We start from the raw sequence: 15,981 nt of genomic DNA on the forward strand, positions 1-15,981 counted from the left end.
ATCATGCCGGGAAGTCCGAATCCTCGAAGGTGCCTTCGAAGCTCGTCGCCGCGGGCCCGGTCATCAGGATCGAGCCATCCTCGCGCCAGGCGATGGTCAGCGTGCCGCCGGGCAGATCTACCCGCGTGGTGCGGCCGACCAGCTTGCGCCGCATCGCGCCGATCGCGGTGGCGCAGGCGCCGGTGCCGCACGCTCGCGTCAGGCCGACCCCGCGCTCCCATACGCGCAGGCGCAGGTGGTCGGAGCCGACCACACTCGCTACGTTGACGTTGACGCGCGCCGGAAACAGCGGGTCGGTCTCGATCGCCGGCCCCAGCCGGGCAAGGTCGACCGCATCGCAGTCGGGCACGAAGAAGATCACGTGTGGATTGCCGACGTTGACGGCGGTCGGGTCGCTCAGGTCTTCCCATCCGACCGGCATAGTCAGCGTGTCCATCGCGTAGGCAAGCGGGATGGCGTCCCAATCGAACCGGGGCATGCCCATGTCGACGCTGACGCCGTCTGCTCCCGTGCTCGAAGCGATCGTTCCGCCAAGCGTCTCGATCCGCTGCTCGCCGCCCAGCAGCAGGCCGACTGCGCGGCTGGCATTGCCGCAGGCTTCCACTTCGCCGCCGTCGGCGTTGAAGATGCGCATGCGCACATCGGCGATCTCGCTCGGTTCGAGCACGATCAGCTGGTCGCAGCCGATCCCGGTCCGACGGTCTGCCAGCGCGGCGGCACGGGCGTTGGACATGGCGACGGCGCGCGCACGCGCGTCGATCACGATGAAATCGTTGCCAAGGCCGTGCATCTTGCGAAAGGGCGTGCGCATGGCGCGCGATCTAGGCGCGTCTGCCGCGCGGTGCAATGCGCCAGACCGGAAAGGACCGGGCGAAAGATCGGGCGGGGGTGGCTCAGCCCTGCGCGAAACGCGAAGGCGGCGTGCTTTCGCTGTCGCGGGGTTGGGCCTCGGGCTTCGGCGCCATCAGCCCCTGCGCTGCCAGCGCGGCGCTGACGTCCTCGGCGCACACGGGTTCGCCATAAAGGAAGCCCTGGCCCTTGAACCGGCCGTACTTGCGCAGTTCTTCCAGCACGACGTCGCTCTCGATTCCCTCTGCGGTGATCGGAAGGTCCATGCCGCGCCCGAGAGAGGAGATCGCCTCGACGATCGTCGAGCTGTCCTTGCTGCGGCCCAGCGTCGAAACGAAACTGCGGTCGATCTTGATCCTGTCGAACGGCAGGGTGCGCAGCTGGGACAGGCTTGAATAACCGGTGCCGAAATCGTCCAGGCTGATCGTGATGCCTTGGTTGCGCAAGCTGGTGATCAGCGAGCGCACCACGCCCACGTTTTCGTGCAGGCAGGTTTCGGTGATCTCGATGTCGAGCCGGCTGGGCGGAAAGTTCGCCTCGACCAGCAGCTTCAGGATCTTCTGCGCAAACCAGGGATCGCGCAGCTGGATCGGCGAGATGTTCACCGACAGCGTCAGCCGCGGATCCCAGTCGCGGGCATCGACCAGCGCCTGCCGGATCAGCCCTTCGGACAGCGGCGCGATCACGCCCATTTCCTCGGCGATGGGAATGAACACTTCCGGGCTGACCAGGCCGAAGCGCGGGCTTTTCCAGCGGGCCAGCATCTCGAACCCGGTCAACTCGCCGCTCTCGAGATCGACCTGCTTTTCGTAGAATGGCACGAATTCGCCCGCTTCGATGCCGTCGCGGATGCCGCGTTCCAGCTCGGAGCGGAACTGGATCTCGCGTTCCATCGAAGGATCGAACCAGCAATAGCGGTCGCGCCCGGCTTTCTTGGCCTGATACATGGCAAGGTCCGCGCGGTGCTGCAGTCGGTGTGACAGCTCGTTCGGTCTTGCATCGGGCAGCACGTCGCTGCGGGCGATTCCGATCGAGCCGGTGATTTCCAGTGTCGCGCCATTCCATGCGATCGGCAGCGCGATCGCCTGGTTGAGCCGCGCGGCAAGGCCCTCGATCGCGGCTACATGGCCGGGCGGGAAGGCGGCGGCACAGACGAATTCATCGCCGCCCAGCCGCGCCAGCACCGAAGCATCGGGCAGCAGCGCGCGCAGGCGCTTGGCGGTTTCGACCAGCACGGCATCGCCGGCCTGATGGCCGTGGAGATCGTTCGATCGCTTGAACCGGTCCAGGTCGATCACCGCCAGCACGATGTCGTCGCCGCTGCGCGCGGCCCGGGTAATCAACGCCTCGATCGCAGGGTCGACGCTGCGGCGGTTCAGGCAACCGGTCAACGCGTCTGTCTCGGCCAGCTGCCGGGCGGTTTCCTCGGCATTGCGGCGTTCGTGCACTTCGCGCGTCAGCTCGGCATAGCGGCGCCAGCCGAAGATGATCAGCGCGATGTTGAGGATCAGCGCATTGCCCAGCGCGGCATCGGCGTGCCCGTCGCCATAGGCGATATTGCGCACGATCGGGGCGAGCACGCTCGACCCGGTGCCGACAAACAGCAGGATCGCCGCGACGAGGATGCCCAAGGCCACGACATCGCGTTCGGCACGCTTGAGCGGCGCGGGGCGTGCTTGCCCATCCGCCATGTTTGCATCGTTCCCCGCCATGCCCGACTGCCTTGTTCCCGTCGCAAGTCCCCCCGAAGCTCTACGCATGACGTCCTCAATTTTCGGTTAATCTCCTTTCCTGTGGGCCTGACGGGGCAGGGTGGCGCGCGGAAAAGCTTGCGTTGGCGGGGCCAGTTGGATAGGGGGCGCGGGTCCGCAGCTGCACCCGTGGTGTGTCTGCGACAGATTCGACGATGGCCGATGATGCCACACGCTGGTCTGCGAGGTTTCGCACACCGGCGTTTTTGGCGTTTGGCGGCCGATAGGAGTGTGGCGCGTGTTCGATAGTCTGTCAGACCGGCTCAGCGGCGTTTTCGATCGCCTGCGTGGTCGCGGCGCGCTGCAGGAAGAAGACGTTCGCGCCGCCATGCGCGAAGTGCGCATCGCGCTGCTCGAGGCCGACGTGGCGCTGCCCGTCGTCCGCCGTTTCGTCGATCAGGTTACCGAACAGGCCGTCGGCCAGCAGGTGCTCCGCTCGGTCACGCCGGGCCAGCAGGTCGTCAAGATCGTCAACGATGCGCTGGTCGAAATGCTCGGCGGTGGCACTGCCGACCTCGATCTCAACGCCGCGCCGCCGGTCGTGATCATGATGGTCGGCCTGCAGGGCTCGGGCAAGACCACCAGCACTGCCAAGATCGGCAAGCTGCTCAAGGAAAAGCAGGGCAAGAAGGTCCTGATGGCCTCGCTCGACGTCAATCGTCCGGCGGCGCAGGAGCAGCTCAAGGTTCTCGGCGAACAGGCGGGCGTCGCCACGCTGCCGATCATCGTGGGCCAGCAGCCGGTGGAAATCGCCACCCGCGCGATCAACGCGGCCAAGCTGCAGGCGGTCGACGTCCTGCTGCTCGACACCGCCGGCCGTCTCCACGTCGATCAGGCGCTGATGGACGAGATGAAGGCGGTCGCCGCCGTCTCGGCTCCGAAGGAAACGCTGCTCGTCGTCGATTCGCTGACCGGCCAGGACGCGGTCAACGTCGCGCAGAACTTCGCCGGCGAAGTCGATCTCACCGGCGTGGTGCTGACCCGCATGGACGGCGATGCCCGTGGCGGCGCCGCGCTGTCGATGCGCGCGGTCACCGGCAAGCCGATCAAGTTCGCCGCCACCGGCGAAAAGCTCGACGCGATCGAGGCCTTCCATCCCGAACGCGTCGCCGGCCGCATCCTTGGCATGGGCGACATCGTCTCGATCGTCGAAAAGGCGGCCGCGACGATCCAGCAGGAAGACGCCGAAAAGCTTGCCGCGCGCATGGCCAAGGGTCAGTTCGACATGAACGACCTGCGCACCCAGCTGCGCCAGATGCAGAACATGGGCGGCCTCGGCATGCTGGCGGGCATGCTGCCCGGCATGAAGAAGGCCAAGCAGGCGATGGCCCAGTCGGGCATGGACGACAAGGTCCTGCTCCACATGGACGCGATCATCGGCTCGATGACGCCCAAGGAGCGCGAAAAGCCCGAACTGCTCAACGCCAAGCGCAAGATCCGCATCGCCAAGGGCTCCGGCACGCAGGTGCAGGACGTCAACAAGCTGATCAAGATGCACATGGAAATGGCCAAGGCCATGAAGCAGATCAAGAAGATGGGCGGTCTGAAGGGCCTCGGCGCGCTGTTCGGCAAGGGCGGCCTGGGCGCTGCCATGCCCGGCCTCGACCAGCAGATGGGCGGCGGAATGGGCGGCCTTGGCGGCGGTCTGGGAGGCCTCGGCGGCGGCAACGGAATTGGCGGTCTTCCGGGATTGGGCGGCGGTATGCCGGGCAATCTGGGCGACCTGCTCAAGAAGAAGTGAATTTGATCCAGTTACTCGGAAAGGTGAAGTAAATGTCTGTTTCCATGCGTCTTTCGCGCGGCGGTTCGAAGAAGCGCCCTTACTACAAGATCGTCGTCTCGAACAGCCGCGCCCCGCGCGATGGCAAGTATCTCGAGCAGGTCGGCACCTACAACCCGCTGCTCGCCAAGGATGACGAGAACCGCGTTCGCATCGTCGAAGACCGCGTCCGCTACTGGCTGGGCGTCGGCGCGCAGCCGACCGACCGCGTCGCCCGCATGCTCGACAAGGCCGGGATCAAGGAACGCGCCGCCACCAACAACCCGCAGAAGGCCGAGCCCGGCAAGAAGGCCAAGGAGCGCGCCGAGGAAAAGGCCGAGAAGCTGCGTGAAGCCGAAGAAGCTGCCGCCGCTGCTGCTGCCGCTCCGGCCGAAGAAGCTCCGGCTGAAGCCGCTGCCGAAGAGCAGGCCGAGGCCTGATCTTGCGCGACCGGTCCGTCACGCTCGCCGCCATCACCGGTGCGCACGGCGTGACGGGCGAGGTCCGCTTGAAGCTGTTCGGTGAAGGCGTGGCGGCGCTCAAGCGCTACCGCGCCTTCAACGATTCCACGCTGACGGTCAGCGCGATGCGCGACGATGGCAAGGGCGGGGCAATCGCCCGCTTCGCCGAAGTCGCCGATCGCACGGCGGCCGAACGCTTGCGCGGCACGGCGCTGACCGTTCCGCGCACGGCATTGCCGCCGCTGGCCGATGGCGAATACTACCACGCCGACCTGATCGGCCTACCTGCGGTTTCCACCGCCGGCGAACCGCTCGGCACCTGCATCGCGGTCGACAACTACGGCGCGGGCGACGTGCTCGAGATCGAGCGTCCGCCGGCCGAGGACGGCAAGAAGCCCCGGCGCTTCATGGTGCCGATGCGGCCAGAAGCCGTGCCCGACTGGAACGACGAGCGGCTGCTGATCGAAGCCGCCTTCGCCGAAGACTGAAGGCATGGCTTTCGTCATCGCCGCACTGGTGCTGATCGGCCTGCCCGCCGTTCTGGCGACCGTATTCTCGTGGGGCATCGCCGCACGCTTCCCGGCCAGGCCACGCTGGCAGCGCATCGCGCTCGCCGCCGTTCCCGCCGGGCTCGCCCCGGTCACCCCCGGCCTCATTTCCGTCTGGCGCGCCTATCGCCTGACGACGCTGGTGCCGCTCGGTGCGGTGTTCACGCTCGGCCTGATCGTCGCGCTCGTCGTCGGCGTGCCCGCCGCCTGGCACGCGACGCGGACCAAGGCCTGATCTTAGATTCGAAAAGGCGTTGGCATCCCCGCTAGCGCGCTGCACTCTCCTGCGATGGTGTTGGGAGGGGGCAATATGAGAACGGCAACCGGACTTTTCGCGGCAATGCTCGCGTTGCAGCCGTTCAGCGCTCAGGCGCAACAGGTCCAGCCCGACATTGCCGCGCTCGATCCGCAGATCGACGGCATCCTGACGAAGTGGATGGCGAGCAACCACGTTCCCGGCCTCGTCTTCGGTATCGTGAAGGACGGCCGCCTCGCCTACGTGAAGAGCGAAGGCGTGCAGGACATCGTCCAGAAGCGCCCGGTCACGCCCGATACGCTGTTCCGCATCGCATCGATGACCAAGGCATTCACCGCGCTCTCCATCCTCAAGCTGCGCGACGAAGGCCGGCTCGGGCTCGATGACCCGGTCGATCGCTACGTTCCGGAACTGCGCGGCTGGACCTATCCCACCAGCGATTCTCCGCGCATCACGATCCGCGATCTCCTCACCCACACCGCCGGCTTCGTGACGGACGATCCGTGGGGCGATCGACAGACGCCCCTCTCGCAAACCGCCTTCACCGCATTGTTGCGCGCTGGCGTGCCTTTCACCCGCGCGCCAGAGCAGCGCCACGAATATTCGAACCTCGGCTACGCCATCCTCGGCCGCGTCATCGCCAACGTGACCAAGGCACCTTATCGCAATTACGTCGAACAGCGCCTCCTCACGCCTCTGGGCATGACGGCGAGCGGCTTCGACGTCCTAGCCCACCCCAGGGACAAGCGCGCGATCGGCTATCGCTGGGAAAACGAGGCCTGGGTGCAGGAGCCGACCATGAAGGACGGCGCCTTCAATTCCATGGGCGGGCTGGAGGTCAGCGCCACCGACTATGCCAAGTGGCTCGGCTTCCTCCTCTCCGCCTGGCCGGCCCGCAACGATCCCGAAACCGGTCCGGCGCGTCGCGCGACCGTGCGGCGCATGGCGCAGGGGCTGAACTTTGCGGCCGTGTTTCACCGCTACGCCACGGGGGGCGACAAGCAGTGCCCCGGCACGGTGTCCTACGGCATGGGCTGGCGCGTGATCGGCGATTGCGACTACGGTACGGTGCTCGCCCACGGAGGCGGCTTCCCCGGCTATGGCAGCCACGTCATGGTCCTGCCCGAATACGGCGTCGCCTTCTTCGCGCTGACCAACAGGACCTATTCCGGCCCCAGCCAGCCGGTGTGGGACATCGCCGCCCTGCTGCGCGAAAAGGGCGTGATCGCAAAGCGCACAGAACCCGTCTCGCCCGAGCTCGCCAGCTTTTACACCTCCGCGCAGGCCGTCTGGGCCGCCGGCACCGTCGATCCGCTGCAAGGCCGTGTGTCGATGAACTTCCCGATGGACCGCACCGCCGCCAACTGGGCGAAGGTGCTTGCCGAAACCAAAGCCAGATCCGGCCCCTGCGAAATCGCTGCCCCCGTCCAGCCCGACGGCGCGATGAGCGGCACCTTCACCTGGCCCTGCGCCAACGGAAAGATCACCGGCACCCTGATCCTCGCCCCGACCAGGCCAATCACCCTGCAATCGCTGAAATACGCGTTCGAGCCGAAGGATTGAAACGTCCGCCATTGCCGTATATACAGGGCGTATATACGGAGGCCGCGATGGGCATCGAGCACACTGCCAAGAGCTTCAAGTCTGGAAACTCGGTCGCAATCCGCATCCCGGCGGCCTTGGGAGTCGAGCCTGATCGCGAATGGAGCGTCGAGGAAAAGGATGGCGAACTGATCCTGCGCCCGAAGGACAGGCCCAAGCGCAAGTTCAACATCGACAAGGTGTGGGGCATCGGGCGGGGATCTGGCCTGAAGCGGATCGAGCCTGAAGATCGCTTGTTCGAGCCTAGTCCGCGTCTTTGGGACGATCCCGAATGGCGCGCGAAGCATGGCTGGCCCGAGCCCGCCGACGATGGCGATTCCGCTTGAAATACATGCTAGATACCAATGCGGTGATCATTGCCATAGAGGGCGACGATCCCGCGTTTCGTGCGCGCATGGCTGAGGCCGACGAGGGCGATATGGTCATCTCGTCGATCGTGCTCGGGGAAGTCGCCCTCGGCACCGAGCAGGGTAAGCCGCCTCCGGCCAGGATCTTGGATATCTTTCTCGAGGAAGTGCCGGTCCTGCCTTTTGACGAGAACGCGGCCAGGGCTTACGCGAAGATTCCGTTCAAGCGGGCCAGCTATGACCGGCTGATTGCGGCTCATGCCATTTCGCTTGGGCTGACTCTGGTTACGGCGAATGCCAAGGACTTTGCCGACGTACCGGGGCTCAAGGTCGAGAACTGGTCGCATTGATGCCGACGGTCGTAGTCCTCGTGGCGGTGATTGGTCCGTCAATTTTAACCGCCCTGTTCATCGCTCGGCATCGTCCAAACTGGCGGTACAGTCGCTCGGCGCTGGTTTCTGGATTGCCAGTCTTGCTATTTTGTTGGTGCGGAGCAGCATTCATGATGGCGAGAGCAATTGCAGGTCCGTCGATCGAATGCGGTGTTGACCGGTGCCTCATGCCGATTGCCACCGCTGCTATGTTCTTCGTGCTTGCTCTAGTCCCTTACATAGTTGCCGTCGCAAGCGGGGCCTTAACCATCATTGTTGCCAATCGCGGTAAAGCTCGGGCCAACTCGGACAACAAAGCATGACCTTCACCGCCACCGTCCTCACGCTCTATCCCGAGATGTTCCCCGGCCCCCTCGGCGTCAGCCTTGCGGGCCGTGCGCTGCGTGAAGGGACGTGGGCGATGCACGCGGTCCAGATCCGCGACTTCTCCATCGACAAGCACAAGACCGTCGACGACACGCCCGCCGGCGGCGGCGCAGGGATGGTGCTGCGCGTCGATGTGCTCGCCAGGGCCATCGACCACGCGCGCGCCCGATCCTCCCCGAGCTTGCTCGGGGAGGGGGACCACCCGCAGGGTAATGGAGGGGCGCTTGCACCGCATTCCCCTCCACCACTGCCTTCGGCAGCGGTCCCCCTCCCCGAGACAAGCTCGGGGAGGAATGACCGCCCGGTCATCGCGCTCACCCCCCGCGGCAAGCCGCTTACCCAGGCCCGTGTGCGCGAACTGGCCCAAGGGCCCGGCGTCATCCTCGTCTGCGGGCGCTTCGAGGGTTTCGACGAGCGCATCTTCGAGGGCCGCAATGTCGAGGAAGTGTCGGTTGGCGACATCGTCCTGTCGGGCGGGGAATGTGCTGCGCTGATGCTGCTCGATGCTTGCATTCGGCTGCTTCCCGGCGTAATGGGCGCGCCTTCAAGCGGGCATGAGGAGTCGTTCGAGAACGGCCTCCTTGAATACCCGCACTACACCCGACCTGCTGAGTGGGAAGGGCGCACGATCCCTGAAGTGCTGCGATCGGGGGATCATGCGAAGATCGCGGCTTGGCGCAAGTCACAGTCCGAGATCGATACACGGCTACGCAGGCCGGATCTTTGGGAGCGCCACACCGGCGTTCGGGTCCAGTCTGCCTCTGGTGCGCGGCACGAAGTGCAGGACGATTGAAAAATGAACCTGATTCAGCAGCTTGAAGCTGAAGCCATCGCCGAATTCAAGGCGAAGAAGGAAATCCCGGACTTCCGCGCGGGCGACACCGTGCGCGTCGGCGTGCGCGTCGTCGAAGGCGAGCGTACCCGCGTCCAGGCCTACGAAGGCGTGTGCATCGCGCGTTCGAACCGTGGTCTCGGCTCGAACTTCACCGTTCGCAAGATATCCTTCGGCGAAGGCGTGGAGCGCGTGTTCCCGCTCTACTCGCCCAACATCGATTCGATTACCGTCGTTCGCCGGGGCGTCGTGCGCCGTGCGAAGCTCTACTATCTGCGCGGTCGGACCGGCAAATCGGCGCGTATCGCCGAACGCAAGGTCACCAAGACCAACGCGGAAGGTTGACCAGGACGGGTGGCAAAACCACCCACGCCCTAACGGATCGAACCCCGTAGAAAAGGCGTCCTGGCACAACTGCCGGGGCGCCTTTTTCGCGTCTTGGCACTAAGCGCCGGGGCCGCTCTCATGAAACGGGACATTGCGTGGCCGAAAGGCCAATTGGCTTGGCTGGGGGGATCCAGCCGCTAAGGGACGGCCGCAAAGACGCCCGGGCGACGCGCACGGGCGGGGCCACGACCCCATAGGAGTGCTTGAAATGGGTTATCGGGTAGTCGTCGTCGGCGCCACGGGCAACGTGGGCCGCGAAATGCTGAACATCCTCGCCGAGCGCGAGTTTCCCTGCGACGAGATCGCCGCGGTCGCCTCGCCCCGCTCGCAGGGGATCGAGATCGAGTTCGGTGACACCGGCAAGATGCTCAAGGTCCAGAACGTCGAAAACTTCGACTTCACCGGCTGGGACATCGCGCTGTTCGCCGCAGGCTCTGCCCCGACCAAGATCTATGCGCCGAAGGCCGCGTCGCAGGGCTGCGTGGTGATCGACAACTCCTCGCTCTATCGCATGGACCCGGACGTTCCGCTGATCGTGCCCGAAGTGAACCCGGACGCGATCGACGGCTACACCGCGCGCAACATCATCGCCAACCCCAACTGCTCGACCGCGCAGATGGTCGTCGCGTTGAAGCCGCTGCACGATGCCGCCAAGATCAAGCGCGTCGTCGTCTCGACGTACCAGTCGGTGTCGGGCGCGGGCAAGGAAGGCATGGACGAACTGTTCGAACAGAGCCGCGCCATCTTCGTCGGCGATCCGGTCGAGCCCAAGAAGTTCACCAAGCAGATCGCCTTCAACGTGATCCCGCACATCGACGTCTTCCTGGATGATGGTTCGACCAAGGAAGAATGGAAGATGGTCGCCGAAACCAAGAAGATCCTTGATCCCAAGGTCAAGGTCACGGCCACGTGCGTGCGCGTGCCGGTCTTCGTCGGCCACTCGGAATCGCTCAACATCGAATTCGAGAACGAGATCTCGGCCGAAGAAGCGCAGAACATCCTGCGCGAGGCGCCCGGCGTCATGCTGATCGACAAGCGCGAGAACGGCGGATACGTCACCCCGATCGAATGCGTCGGCGATTTCGCCACCTTCGTCAGCCGCGTGCGTGAAGACAGCACGATCGACAACGGCCTCAACATCTGGTGCGTGTCGGACAACCTGCGCAAGGGTGCGGCGTTGAACGCGGTGCAGATCGCCGAACTGCTCGGCCGCCGTCACCTCAAGAAGGGCTGACGCGTCCGACAGCGCTGATGCAGAAGAACCCGGCGTTCTCCATGGGAGCGCCGGGTTCTTCGCATTTTCAAAAAGCGCGATCAGGTCAGAGCGGCGACTTGACCGTTGTCGTCGTCGTTACAGCAGTGCTCGGCGTGGCGGTGGTGGTGGTGCGAACAGGGGCGCGGCTCACCACCCGCTTGCGCACGACTGTACGCGATGCGGTCTTGCGCGGGGTTGCGGCCTGCGTGGTTACCGTGGTTTCGACCTGTGCAGGCGGGGTGGTCGCCTGGGCCTGCGCCTGAGCGGTCAGCGCGGCATTGCGCGCATCGGCGGCTTGCTGGGCGGAAACGGCGGCCGACTGCTGGGCCTGCGCCGCGCGCAGGTTGGCCTCGGCAGCTTCCTGCTGGGCCGCGGCGGTCTGTGCCTGGGCATCGACCTGCGTGGCAGCCATCGCGCGCTCCTTGCGCTTCTGGGATTCACCCAGCGACGCGTCGGCCAGCGCCTGCGCCTGGATCGCGGCGTCAATCGCCTCGGGCTTGTGGCTGGAGGCAAGGTTCTCGCGGGCCCGCGCCAGTGCGGCCTTTGCCTCGGCCAGCTGGTGCGGCGTTTCCACGCCCGCGCCGGCGGTGGCGGCGGCGTCTATCTTGGCCTGTGCCGCAGCGATCGCCTCGCGGGCGCGGTCAGCCTTGCCGGCATAGGCCGCGCTCGGCAGCGCCAGCGCCAGCGCGCTGGCCGAAAGCAGCGTGGTCATGAGACGGTTATGGGTCATGTCGAATTCTCCTCGAGGGGCTAGCCCCGTCCTTGGTTCGATCAACGGAGGCTGTCGGGCGCCGTTCCGAGGCCAAGACCGGCTCGTCGGCGATACTGCTCGGCTCGTCCGACCCAAGCGGCGCGGACTAAAGCTCTCATCCCAACCGCCAAACCAGAGATTGTCGCTCCGGCCATTGCGGCCTGCGGTCCCTGCCCGGTATGGCGGCCCTCACTTTGAGGGACCCGTCCACGGGACCAAGGGGGATTGATGCTCGCACACCTGGACGTGCTCCATGCCGTCGCCGGATTGCTGGTCGGCACGCTGGTCGGCCTCACCGGCGTGGGCGGCGGATCGCTGATGACGCCGATCCTGGTGCTGATCTTCGGGATCAATCCGGGGACGGCGGTCGGTACCGACCTGCTGTTCGCCTCGATCACCAAGATCTTCGGCTCGTTCGTCCACAACCGGCACGAAAGCGTCGACTGGAAGATCATGCGCCGCCTCGCGATTGGCAGCGTTCCCGCCGCGGTGCTGACGCTGCTGGCGGTGTCGACGTTCGGAAAGTTCGGCAAGGATACCAACCACGTCATCCTGACCGTGCTCGGCACCATGCTGATCGTCACCGCGATCGCCACCTTGTTCCAGAAGAAGCTGGCGACCTTTGCCAAGACGCATGACCGCAAGGACGATTCCCGCACGCTCCTGCCCACCATTGTCCTTGGTGCGGTGCTTGGGGCGGCTGTCTCGGTCTCCTCGGTAGGCGCAGGCGCGATCGGCGTGACCGCGCTGCTCATGCTCTATCCCGCCTTGCGCGTCTCGCGTATCGTCGGCACCGACATCGCCCACGCCGTTCCGCTCACGCTCGTGGCGGGGTTCGGGCACTGGCTGATCGGCGGAGTCGATCCCACGCTGCTGCTCAACCTGCTGATCGGCTCGATTCCGGGGGTAGCGGCCGGAAGCCTGTTGTCCACGCGCTCGCCCGACCATATCCTGCGCCCTGCGCTGGCGGCTGTCCTGCTGGCATCGGGGATCAAGTTGCTCAGCTGATGGACGTCACCACCGAATATTACGAAGGCTTCGGCGCCACGCGCCTGGCGCTGCATCGCGCCGGGCCGACCGGAGGCGAGGGGCGCCCGCTGATCCTGCTGCACGGGCTGTTTTCCTCGGCCCACGTCAACTGGGTCAAGTTCGGCACCGCCGCGCAGCTGGTCGCGGCCGGGTTCGAATGCCTGATGCCCGACCTGCGCGTCCACGGCGACAGCGCCGCCCCGCACGATCCGGCCGATTATCCGCCCGATGTGCTCGCCCGCGATCTCGAAGCGCTTGTCGCGCACCTTGGGCTCGATGATTTCGACCTTGGCGGCTTCTCGCTGGGCTCGCGCACCTCGGCCCGCGCGGTGATCGGCGGCCTGCGTCCGCGCAAGCTGATCTTGGCCGGCATGGGGCTGGAAGGGCTGGCCGGCTGGGCCAGGCGGCAGGATTTCTTCATCGATGTGATCGACCGCTTCGGCACGATCCGGCCGGGCGATCCGGCCTATGTCTCGCAGCAGTTCCTCAAGACGATGGACGTCGACCGCGTCGCCGCCCGCCTGCTGTTGCAGACGATGGAGGATACAGCGCCCGACCAGCTGGCGGCGATCTCGATGCCCACGCTGGTCTTGTGCGGAGACAAGGACAACGACAACGGCTCGGCGGATCGGCTGGCGGAAACGTTGTCGCATGCGACCCGCGCAACCATTCCCGGCACGCACATGAGCAGCGTCACCATGCCCGAGATGGGCCGCGAAATGGTTTCATTCCTCACCACTTGACCTCGCATGGGCACTGGTTAACCAAGGACTTGCAGCGCCGCACGCAAATGCCCGGCGTCCAGACAATGCCCTTGGGGAGTGTTCATCGATGAAGTCGCTCGTTTCCGTGCTCGCGCTTGCCGCGGCGAGCCTTGCCGTTCCGGCCGCAGCCCAGACTGCCCAGAACGCACCCGCCACGCCCCAGCCCGCACCGGCTGCGTCCGCTCCGGCCTCTGCCGCCGATTGGGTGAAGTCCGCCGAAAAGGACCTCTACGACGCGACCGTCCGTTCGGGCCGCAACGAATGGATCTACGAAACTTACATCACCGACGATACCGAGGCGCTGGCGGCGGAATCCAATGCTTCGTTCAACTCGCTGCAGGTGCTGCAGGCGAAGCAGGCCGCCGATTATGCCAAGGCCGGCGGCATCTCGCCCGAACTCGCGCGCAAGCTCACCATCATGCGCACGCAGATCACTTCGCCGGCGCCAACCACGCCCGGCGCGGCCGAGGAATTCGCCACGCTCCAGGCCCGCATCCAGGGCATGTACGGCAAGGGCAAGGGCACGCTGAAGGGGCAGCCGATCAACGGCAGCGACATCGAAGCGGCGATGGGCGAAAACCGCAACCCGGACGAGCTCAAGGAGATGTGGCTCAGCTGGCACGACAACGTCGGCAAGCCGATGAAGGCCGACTACGTCAAGATGATGGAGATCTCCAACGCCGGCGCGGCGGAGCTGGGCTTTGCCGATACCGGCGCGCTGTGGCGGTCGAATTACGACATGTCGCCCGAAGCCTTCGCCGCGCTGACGGAGAAGATCTGGAACGAGGTCAAGCCGCTCTACCAGCAGCTGCACTGCTACACCCGCACCAAGCTCAACGAAAAGTATGGCGATGCGGTGCAGGCGAAGACCGGCCCGATCCGCGCCGACTTGCTCGGCAATATGTGGGCGCAGGAATGGGGCAACATCTATGACATCGTCGCCCCGGCGGGCGCGGGCGACATCGGTTACGATGTCGGCGCGCTGCTTCAGGCCAAGGGCTACGATCCACTCAAGATGGTCAAGGCGGGCGAAAACTTCTATTCCTCGCTCGGCTTCGCGCCGCTGCCCGACACGTTCTGGAAGCGCTCGCAGTTCGTGAAGCCGCAGGATCGCGAAGTCGTCTGCCACGCCTCGGCCTGGGATATCGACAACAAGGACGATCTGCGCATCAAGATGTGCATCAAGGTGAATGGCGATGATTTCACCACGATCCACCACGAACTCGGCCACAACTACTACCAGCGCGCCTACAACAAGCAGGACACGCTCTATCTCAACGGCGCGAACGATGGCTTCCACGAAGCGATCGGCGATTTCATCGCGCTGTCGATCACGCCCGAATACCTCGTCCAGATCGGCCTGCTCGATCGCGACAAGGTGCCACCGGCCGCCAAGGACACCGGCCTGCTGCTGCGCCAGGCGATGGACAAGGTGGCCTTCCTGCCCTTCGGCCTGCTGATCGATCGCTGGCGCTGGGGCGTGATGGACGGCTCGATCAAGCCGGCGAACTACGAATCCGCGTGGAACGATATGCGGCTCAAGTACCAGGGCATCGTGCCACCGGCCGATCGCCCCGCTGATGCCTTCGATCCGGGCGCCAAGTTCCACATCCCGGCCAACGTGCCCTATACCCGCTACTTCCTCGCCCGCGTGCTGCAGTTCCAGTTCTTCGAAGCGGCGTGCAAGCAGGCCGGCTGGAAGGGCCCGCTCCACCGCTGCAGCTTTTATGGCAACAAGGAGGTGGGCAAGAAGCTCGACGCGATGCTGTCGATGGGCGCGTCCAAGCCGTGGCCCGATGCGCTCGAAGTCTTCACGGGCAGCCGCGAAATGAGCGGCAAGGCGATGATTCGCTATTTCGCCCCGCTGCAGAAGTGGCTCGCCGCGCAGAACAAGGGCAAGGACTGCGGTTGGTAAAACCCGCGTAAATTCAACGTTCCGGTGGGGCGCGGCAGGCCGATCAAGGTGCTTGCCGCGCCCCTTTGTTTGTGAGACGCTCATGGCACAATAAAAAAACCTGAGGATGCCCCTGATGAAGTCGAAGATCGGCTCGTTTTGCAGGCTTATTGCGACCGGCGCGCTTGTCCTGCCGTTCGCTGCCCACGCGGCCCAAACCGTCGCAACGCCTGCAGTTGCCGCCACCACCAGTGTTTCCGCCATGCAGCCGCAAAGCGTCGTCGCCGCGCTCAAGAGCCTTGGCCACGATGCCAAGCTCGTTGCGGATTCGTCCGGCGACCCGTTGGTCCAGGCCGATATCGGCGGCTGGCGTACGCAGGTCGTGTTCTACGATTGCAACGAAATCACCCACGAAGGCTGCCAGTCGCTGCAGTTCAATGCCAGCTTCGTGCCCGACCGTCCGTTCGATGCGCAGAAGGCCGCCGCCTTCGTGCGCGACAACCGCTTCGGCGCGGTTTCGGTGGGCGATGACAAATCGGTCAACATGACGTGGGACGTCGTCACCGGCGAAGGCATCCAGCCCTCGGTGTTCGCGCTCGTGGTCAAGAGCTTCGGCCTCGCGCTCGATACCATCGGCAGCGAAGCTTTCACGCCGGGCCGCGCCCCCCAGCTCGCCAGCGCTGCCTCGCGCTGACCCAACTTCGGGCCCGCTCCTCCCGTGGCAGGAGGAGTGGGCGG

The 15,981-nt window shown here is 65.4% G+C and carries 17 protein-coding genes; 14 read left to right on the forward strand and 3 right to left on the reverse strand.

Going from position 1 to position 15,981, the window contains the following annotated elements; translation table 11 throughout:
• Position 1: 1 nt before the first annotated feature.
• Positions 2 to 811 carry a diaminopimelate epimerase gene (gene dapF / locus HHL27_RS03780; RefSeq protein WP_169491998.1) on the reverse strand — a complete coding sequence of 270 codons (810 nt, stop codon included), beginning with the start codon at positions 809 to 811 and terminating at the stop codon, positions 2 to 4.
• Positions 812 to 893: 82 nt separating this feature from the next.
• Positions 894 to 2,561 (reverse strand): putative bifunctional diguanylate cyclase/phosphodiesterase, encoded by a 1,668-nt coding sequence (locus HHL27_RS03785; protein ID WP_240959287.1) that lies wholly within the window; start codon positions 2,559 to 2,561, stop codon positions 894 to 896.
• Positions 2,562 to 2,838: 277 nt separating this feature from the next.
• Between HHL27_RS03785 and ffh the strand changes: the two genes are divergently transcribed.
• The 10 genes from ffh (at position 2,839) to HHL27_RS03835 (ending at position 10,784) form a co-directional block, all read left to right on the forward strand.
• On the forward strand, positions 2,839 to 4,341 hold the full coding sequence (gene ffh, locus HHL27_RS03790; protein ID WP_169492000.1) for a signal recognition particle protein: 1,503 nt from the start codon (positions 2,839 to 2,841) through the stop codon (positions 4,339 to 4,341).
• Between the two features lie 32 nt (positions 4,342 to 4,373).
• On the forward strand, positions 4,374 to 4,799 hold the full coding sequence (gene rpsP / locus HHL27_RS03795) for a 30S ribosomal protein S16 (RefSeq protein ID WP_169492001.1): 426 nt from the start codon (positions 4,374 to 4,376) through the stop codon (positions 4,797 to 4,799).
• A gap of 2 nt (positions 4,800 to 4,801) precedes the next feature.
• Entirely contained in the window at positions 4,802 to 5,308 is a 507-nt protein-coding gene (gene rimM / locus HHL27_RS03800; RefSeq protein WP_420874026.1) for a ribosome maturation factor RimM, read from the forward strand.
• 4 nt (positions 5,309 to 5,312) lie between these two features.
• Positions 5,313 to 5,603 carry a hypothetical protein gene (locus HHL27_RS03805; protein WP_169492002.1) on the forward strand — a complete coding sequence of 97 codons (291 nt, stop codon included), beginning with the start codon at positions 5,313 to 5,315 and terminating at the stop codon, positions 5,601 to 5,603.
• Positions 5,604 to 5,678: 75 nt separating this feature from the next.
• Entirely contained in the window at positions 5,679 to 7,187 is a 1,509-nt protein-coding gene (locus HHL27_RS03810; protein WP_169492003.1) for a serine hydrolase domain-containing protein, read from the forward strand.
• 47 nt (positions 7,188 to 7,234) lie between these two features.
• Positions 7,235 to 7,552 carry an AbrB/MazE/SpoVT family DNA-binding domain-containing protein gene (locus HHL27_RS03815; protein WP_206069333.1) on the forward strand — a complete coding sequence of 106 codons (318 nt, stop codon included), beginning with the start codon at positions 7,235 to 7,237 and terminating at the stop codon, positions 7,550 to 7,552.
• A complete protein-coding gene (locus HHL27_RS03820; protein ID WP_240959288.1) occupies positions 7,498 to 7,923 on the forward strand; it encodes a type II toxin-antitoxin system VapC family toxin in 426 nt (141 codons plus the stop codon). The genes HHL27_RS03815 and HHL27_RS03820 overlap by 55 nt, the downstream gene beginning before the upstream one ends.
• Positions 7,924 to 8,263: 340 nt before the next feature.
• Positions 8,264 to 9,124 (forward strand): tRNA (guanosine(37)-N1)-methyltransferase TrmD, encoded by an 861-nt coding sequence (gene trmD, locus HHL27_RS03825; RefSeq protein WP_169492004.1) that lies wholly within the window; start codon positions 8,264 to 8,266, stop codon positions 9,122 to 9,124.
• A 3-nt stretch (positions 9,125 to 9,127) separates the two neighbouring features.
• Positions 9,128 to 9,508, forward strand: coding sequence for a 50S ribosomal protein L19 (gene rplS / locus HHL27_RS03830; RefSeq protein ID WP_169492005.1), 381 nt, complete (start codon positions 9,128 to 9,130; stop codon positions 9,506 to 9,508).
• A gap of 250 nt (positions 9,509 to 9,758) precedes the next feature.
• Positions 9,759 to 10,784, forward strand: coding sequence for an aspartate-semialdehyde dehydrogenase (locus HHL27_RS03835; RefSeq protein WP_169492006.1), 1,026 nt, complete (start codon positions 9,759 to 9,761; stop codon positions 10,782 to 10,784).
• Between the two features lie 85 nt (positions 10,785 to 10,869).
• On the opposite strand, the gene HHL27_RS03840 is transcribed toward HHL27_RS03835, so the two are convergent.
• Positions 10,870 to 11,535, reverse strand: a complete 666-nt coding sequence (locus tag HHL27_RS03840; RefSeq protein ID WP_169492007.1) for a hypothetical protein — start codon at positions 11,533 to 11,535, stop codon at positions 10,870 to 10,872.
• A 249-nt stretch (positions 11,536 to 11,784) separates the two neighbouring features.
• Here HHL27_RS03840 and HHL27_RS03845 point away from each other — a divergent pair, with 249 nt between their 5' ends.
• The 4 genes from HHL27_RS03845 to HHL27_RS03860 all read left to right on the forward strand — a co-directional run bounded on the left by HHL27_RS03845 (position 11,785) and on the right by HHL27_RS03860 (position 15,937).
• Positions 11,785 to 12,564 (forward strand): sulfite exporter TauE/SafE family protein, encoded by a 780-nt coding sequence (locus tag HHL27_RS03845; protein ID WP_169492008.1) that lies wholly within the window; start codon positions 11,785 to 11,787, stop codon positions 12,562 to 12,564.
• Positions 12,564 to 13,328 (forward strand): alpha/beta fold hydrolase, encoded by a 765-nt coding sequence (locus tag HHL27_RS03850; protein ID WP_206069334.1) that lies wholly within the window; start codon positions 12,564 to 12,566, stop codon positions 13,326 to 13,328. Before HHL27_RS03845 ends, HHL27_RS03850 begins: the two co-directional genes overlap by 1 nt.
• Before the next feature lie 88 nt (positions 13,329 to 13,416).
• Positions 13,417 to 15,264, forward strand: coding sequence for a M2 family metallopeptidase (locus HHL27_RS03855; protein WP_169492009.1), 1,848 nt, complete (start codon positions 13,417 to 13,419; stop codon positions 15,262 to 15,264).
• A gap of 115 nt (positions 15,265 to 15,379) precedes the next feature.
• Positions 15,380 to 15,937, forward strand: coding sequence for a YbjN domain-containing protein (locus HHL27_RS03860; protein ID WP_169492010.1), 558 nt, complete (start codon positions 15,380 to 15,382; stop codon positions 15,935 to 15,937).
• Positions 15,938 to 15,981: the final 44 nt, after the last annotated feature.

Origin of the sequence: Novosphingobium olei, assembly GCF_012927405.1 — a bacterium.
Taxonomy (GTDB): Bacteria; Pseudomonadota; Alphaproteobacteria; order Sphingomonadales; family Sphingomonadaceae; genus Novosphingobium; species Novosphingobium olei.

What these genes read in the sequence shown, in the direction of transcription:
- dapF (WP_169491998.1), bottom strand. Translation starts at nt 811, where the DNA reads ATGCGCACGCCCTTTCGCAAGATGCACGGCCTTGGCAACGATTTCATC.
- HHL27_RS03785 (WP_240959287.1), bottom strand. Translation starts at nt 2,561, where the DNA reads ATGGCGGGGAACGATGCAAACATGGCGGATGGGCAAGCACGCCCCGCG.
- rpsP (WP_169492001.1), top strand. Translation starts at nt 4,374, where the DNA reads ATGTCTGTTTCCATGCGTCTTTCGCGCGGCGGTTCGAAGAAGCGCCCT.
- HHL27_RS03805 (WP_169492002.1), top strand. Translation starts at nt 5,313, where the DNA reads ATGGCTTTCGTCATCGCCGCACTGGTGCTGATCGGCCTGCCCGCCGTT.
- HHL27_RS03810 (WP_169492003.1), top strand. Translation starts at nt 5,679, where the DNA reads ATGAGAACGGCAACCGGACTTTTCGCGGCAATGCTCGCGTTGCAGCCG.
- HHL27_RS03815 (WP_206069333.1), top strand. Translation starts at nt 7,235, where the DNA reads ATGGGCATCGAGCACACTGCCAAGAGCTTCAAGTCTGGAAACTCGGTC.
- HHL27_RS03820 (WP_240959288.1), top strand. Translation starts at nt 7,498, where the DNA reads ATGGCGCGCGAAGCATGGCTGGCCCGAGCCCGCCGACGATGGCGATTC.
- trmD (WP_169492004.1), top strand. Translation starts at nt 8,264, where the DNA reads ATGACCTTCACCGCCACCGTCCTCACGCTCTATCCCGAGATGTTCCCC.
- rplS (WP_169492005.1), top strand. Translation starts at nt 9,128, where the DNA reads ATGAACCTGATTCAGCAGCTTGAAGCTGAAGCCATCGCCGAATTCAAG.
- HHL27_RS03835 (WP_169492006.1), top strand. Translation starts at nt 9,759, where the DNA reads ATGGGTTATCGGGTAGTCGTCGTCGGCGCCACGGGCAACGTGGGCCGC.
- HHL27_RS03840 (WP_169492007.1), bottom strand. Translation starts at nt 11,535, where the DNA reads ATGACCCATAACCGTCTCATGACCACGCTGCTTTCGGCCAGCGCGCTG.
- HHL27_RS03845 (WP_169492008.1), top strand. Translation starts at nt 11,785, where the DNA reads ATGCTCGCACACCTGGACGTGCTCCATGCCGTCGCCGGATTGCTGGTC.
- HHL27_RS03850 (WP_206069334.1), top strand. Translation starts at nt 12,564, where the DNA reads ATGGACGTCACCACCGAATATTACGAAGGCTTCGGCGCCACGCGCCTG.
- HHL27_RS03855 (WP_169492009.1), top strand. Translation starts at nt 13,417, where the DNA reads ATGAAGTCGCTCGTTTCCGTGCTCGCGCTTGCCGCGGCGAGCCTTGCC.
- HHL27_RS03860 (WP_169492010.1), top strand. Translation starts at nt 15,380, where the DNA reads ATGAAGTCGAAGATCGGCTCGTTTTGCAGGCTTATTGCGACCGGCGCG.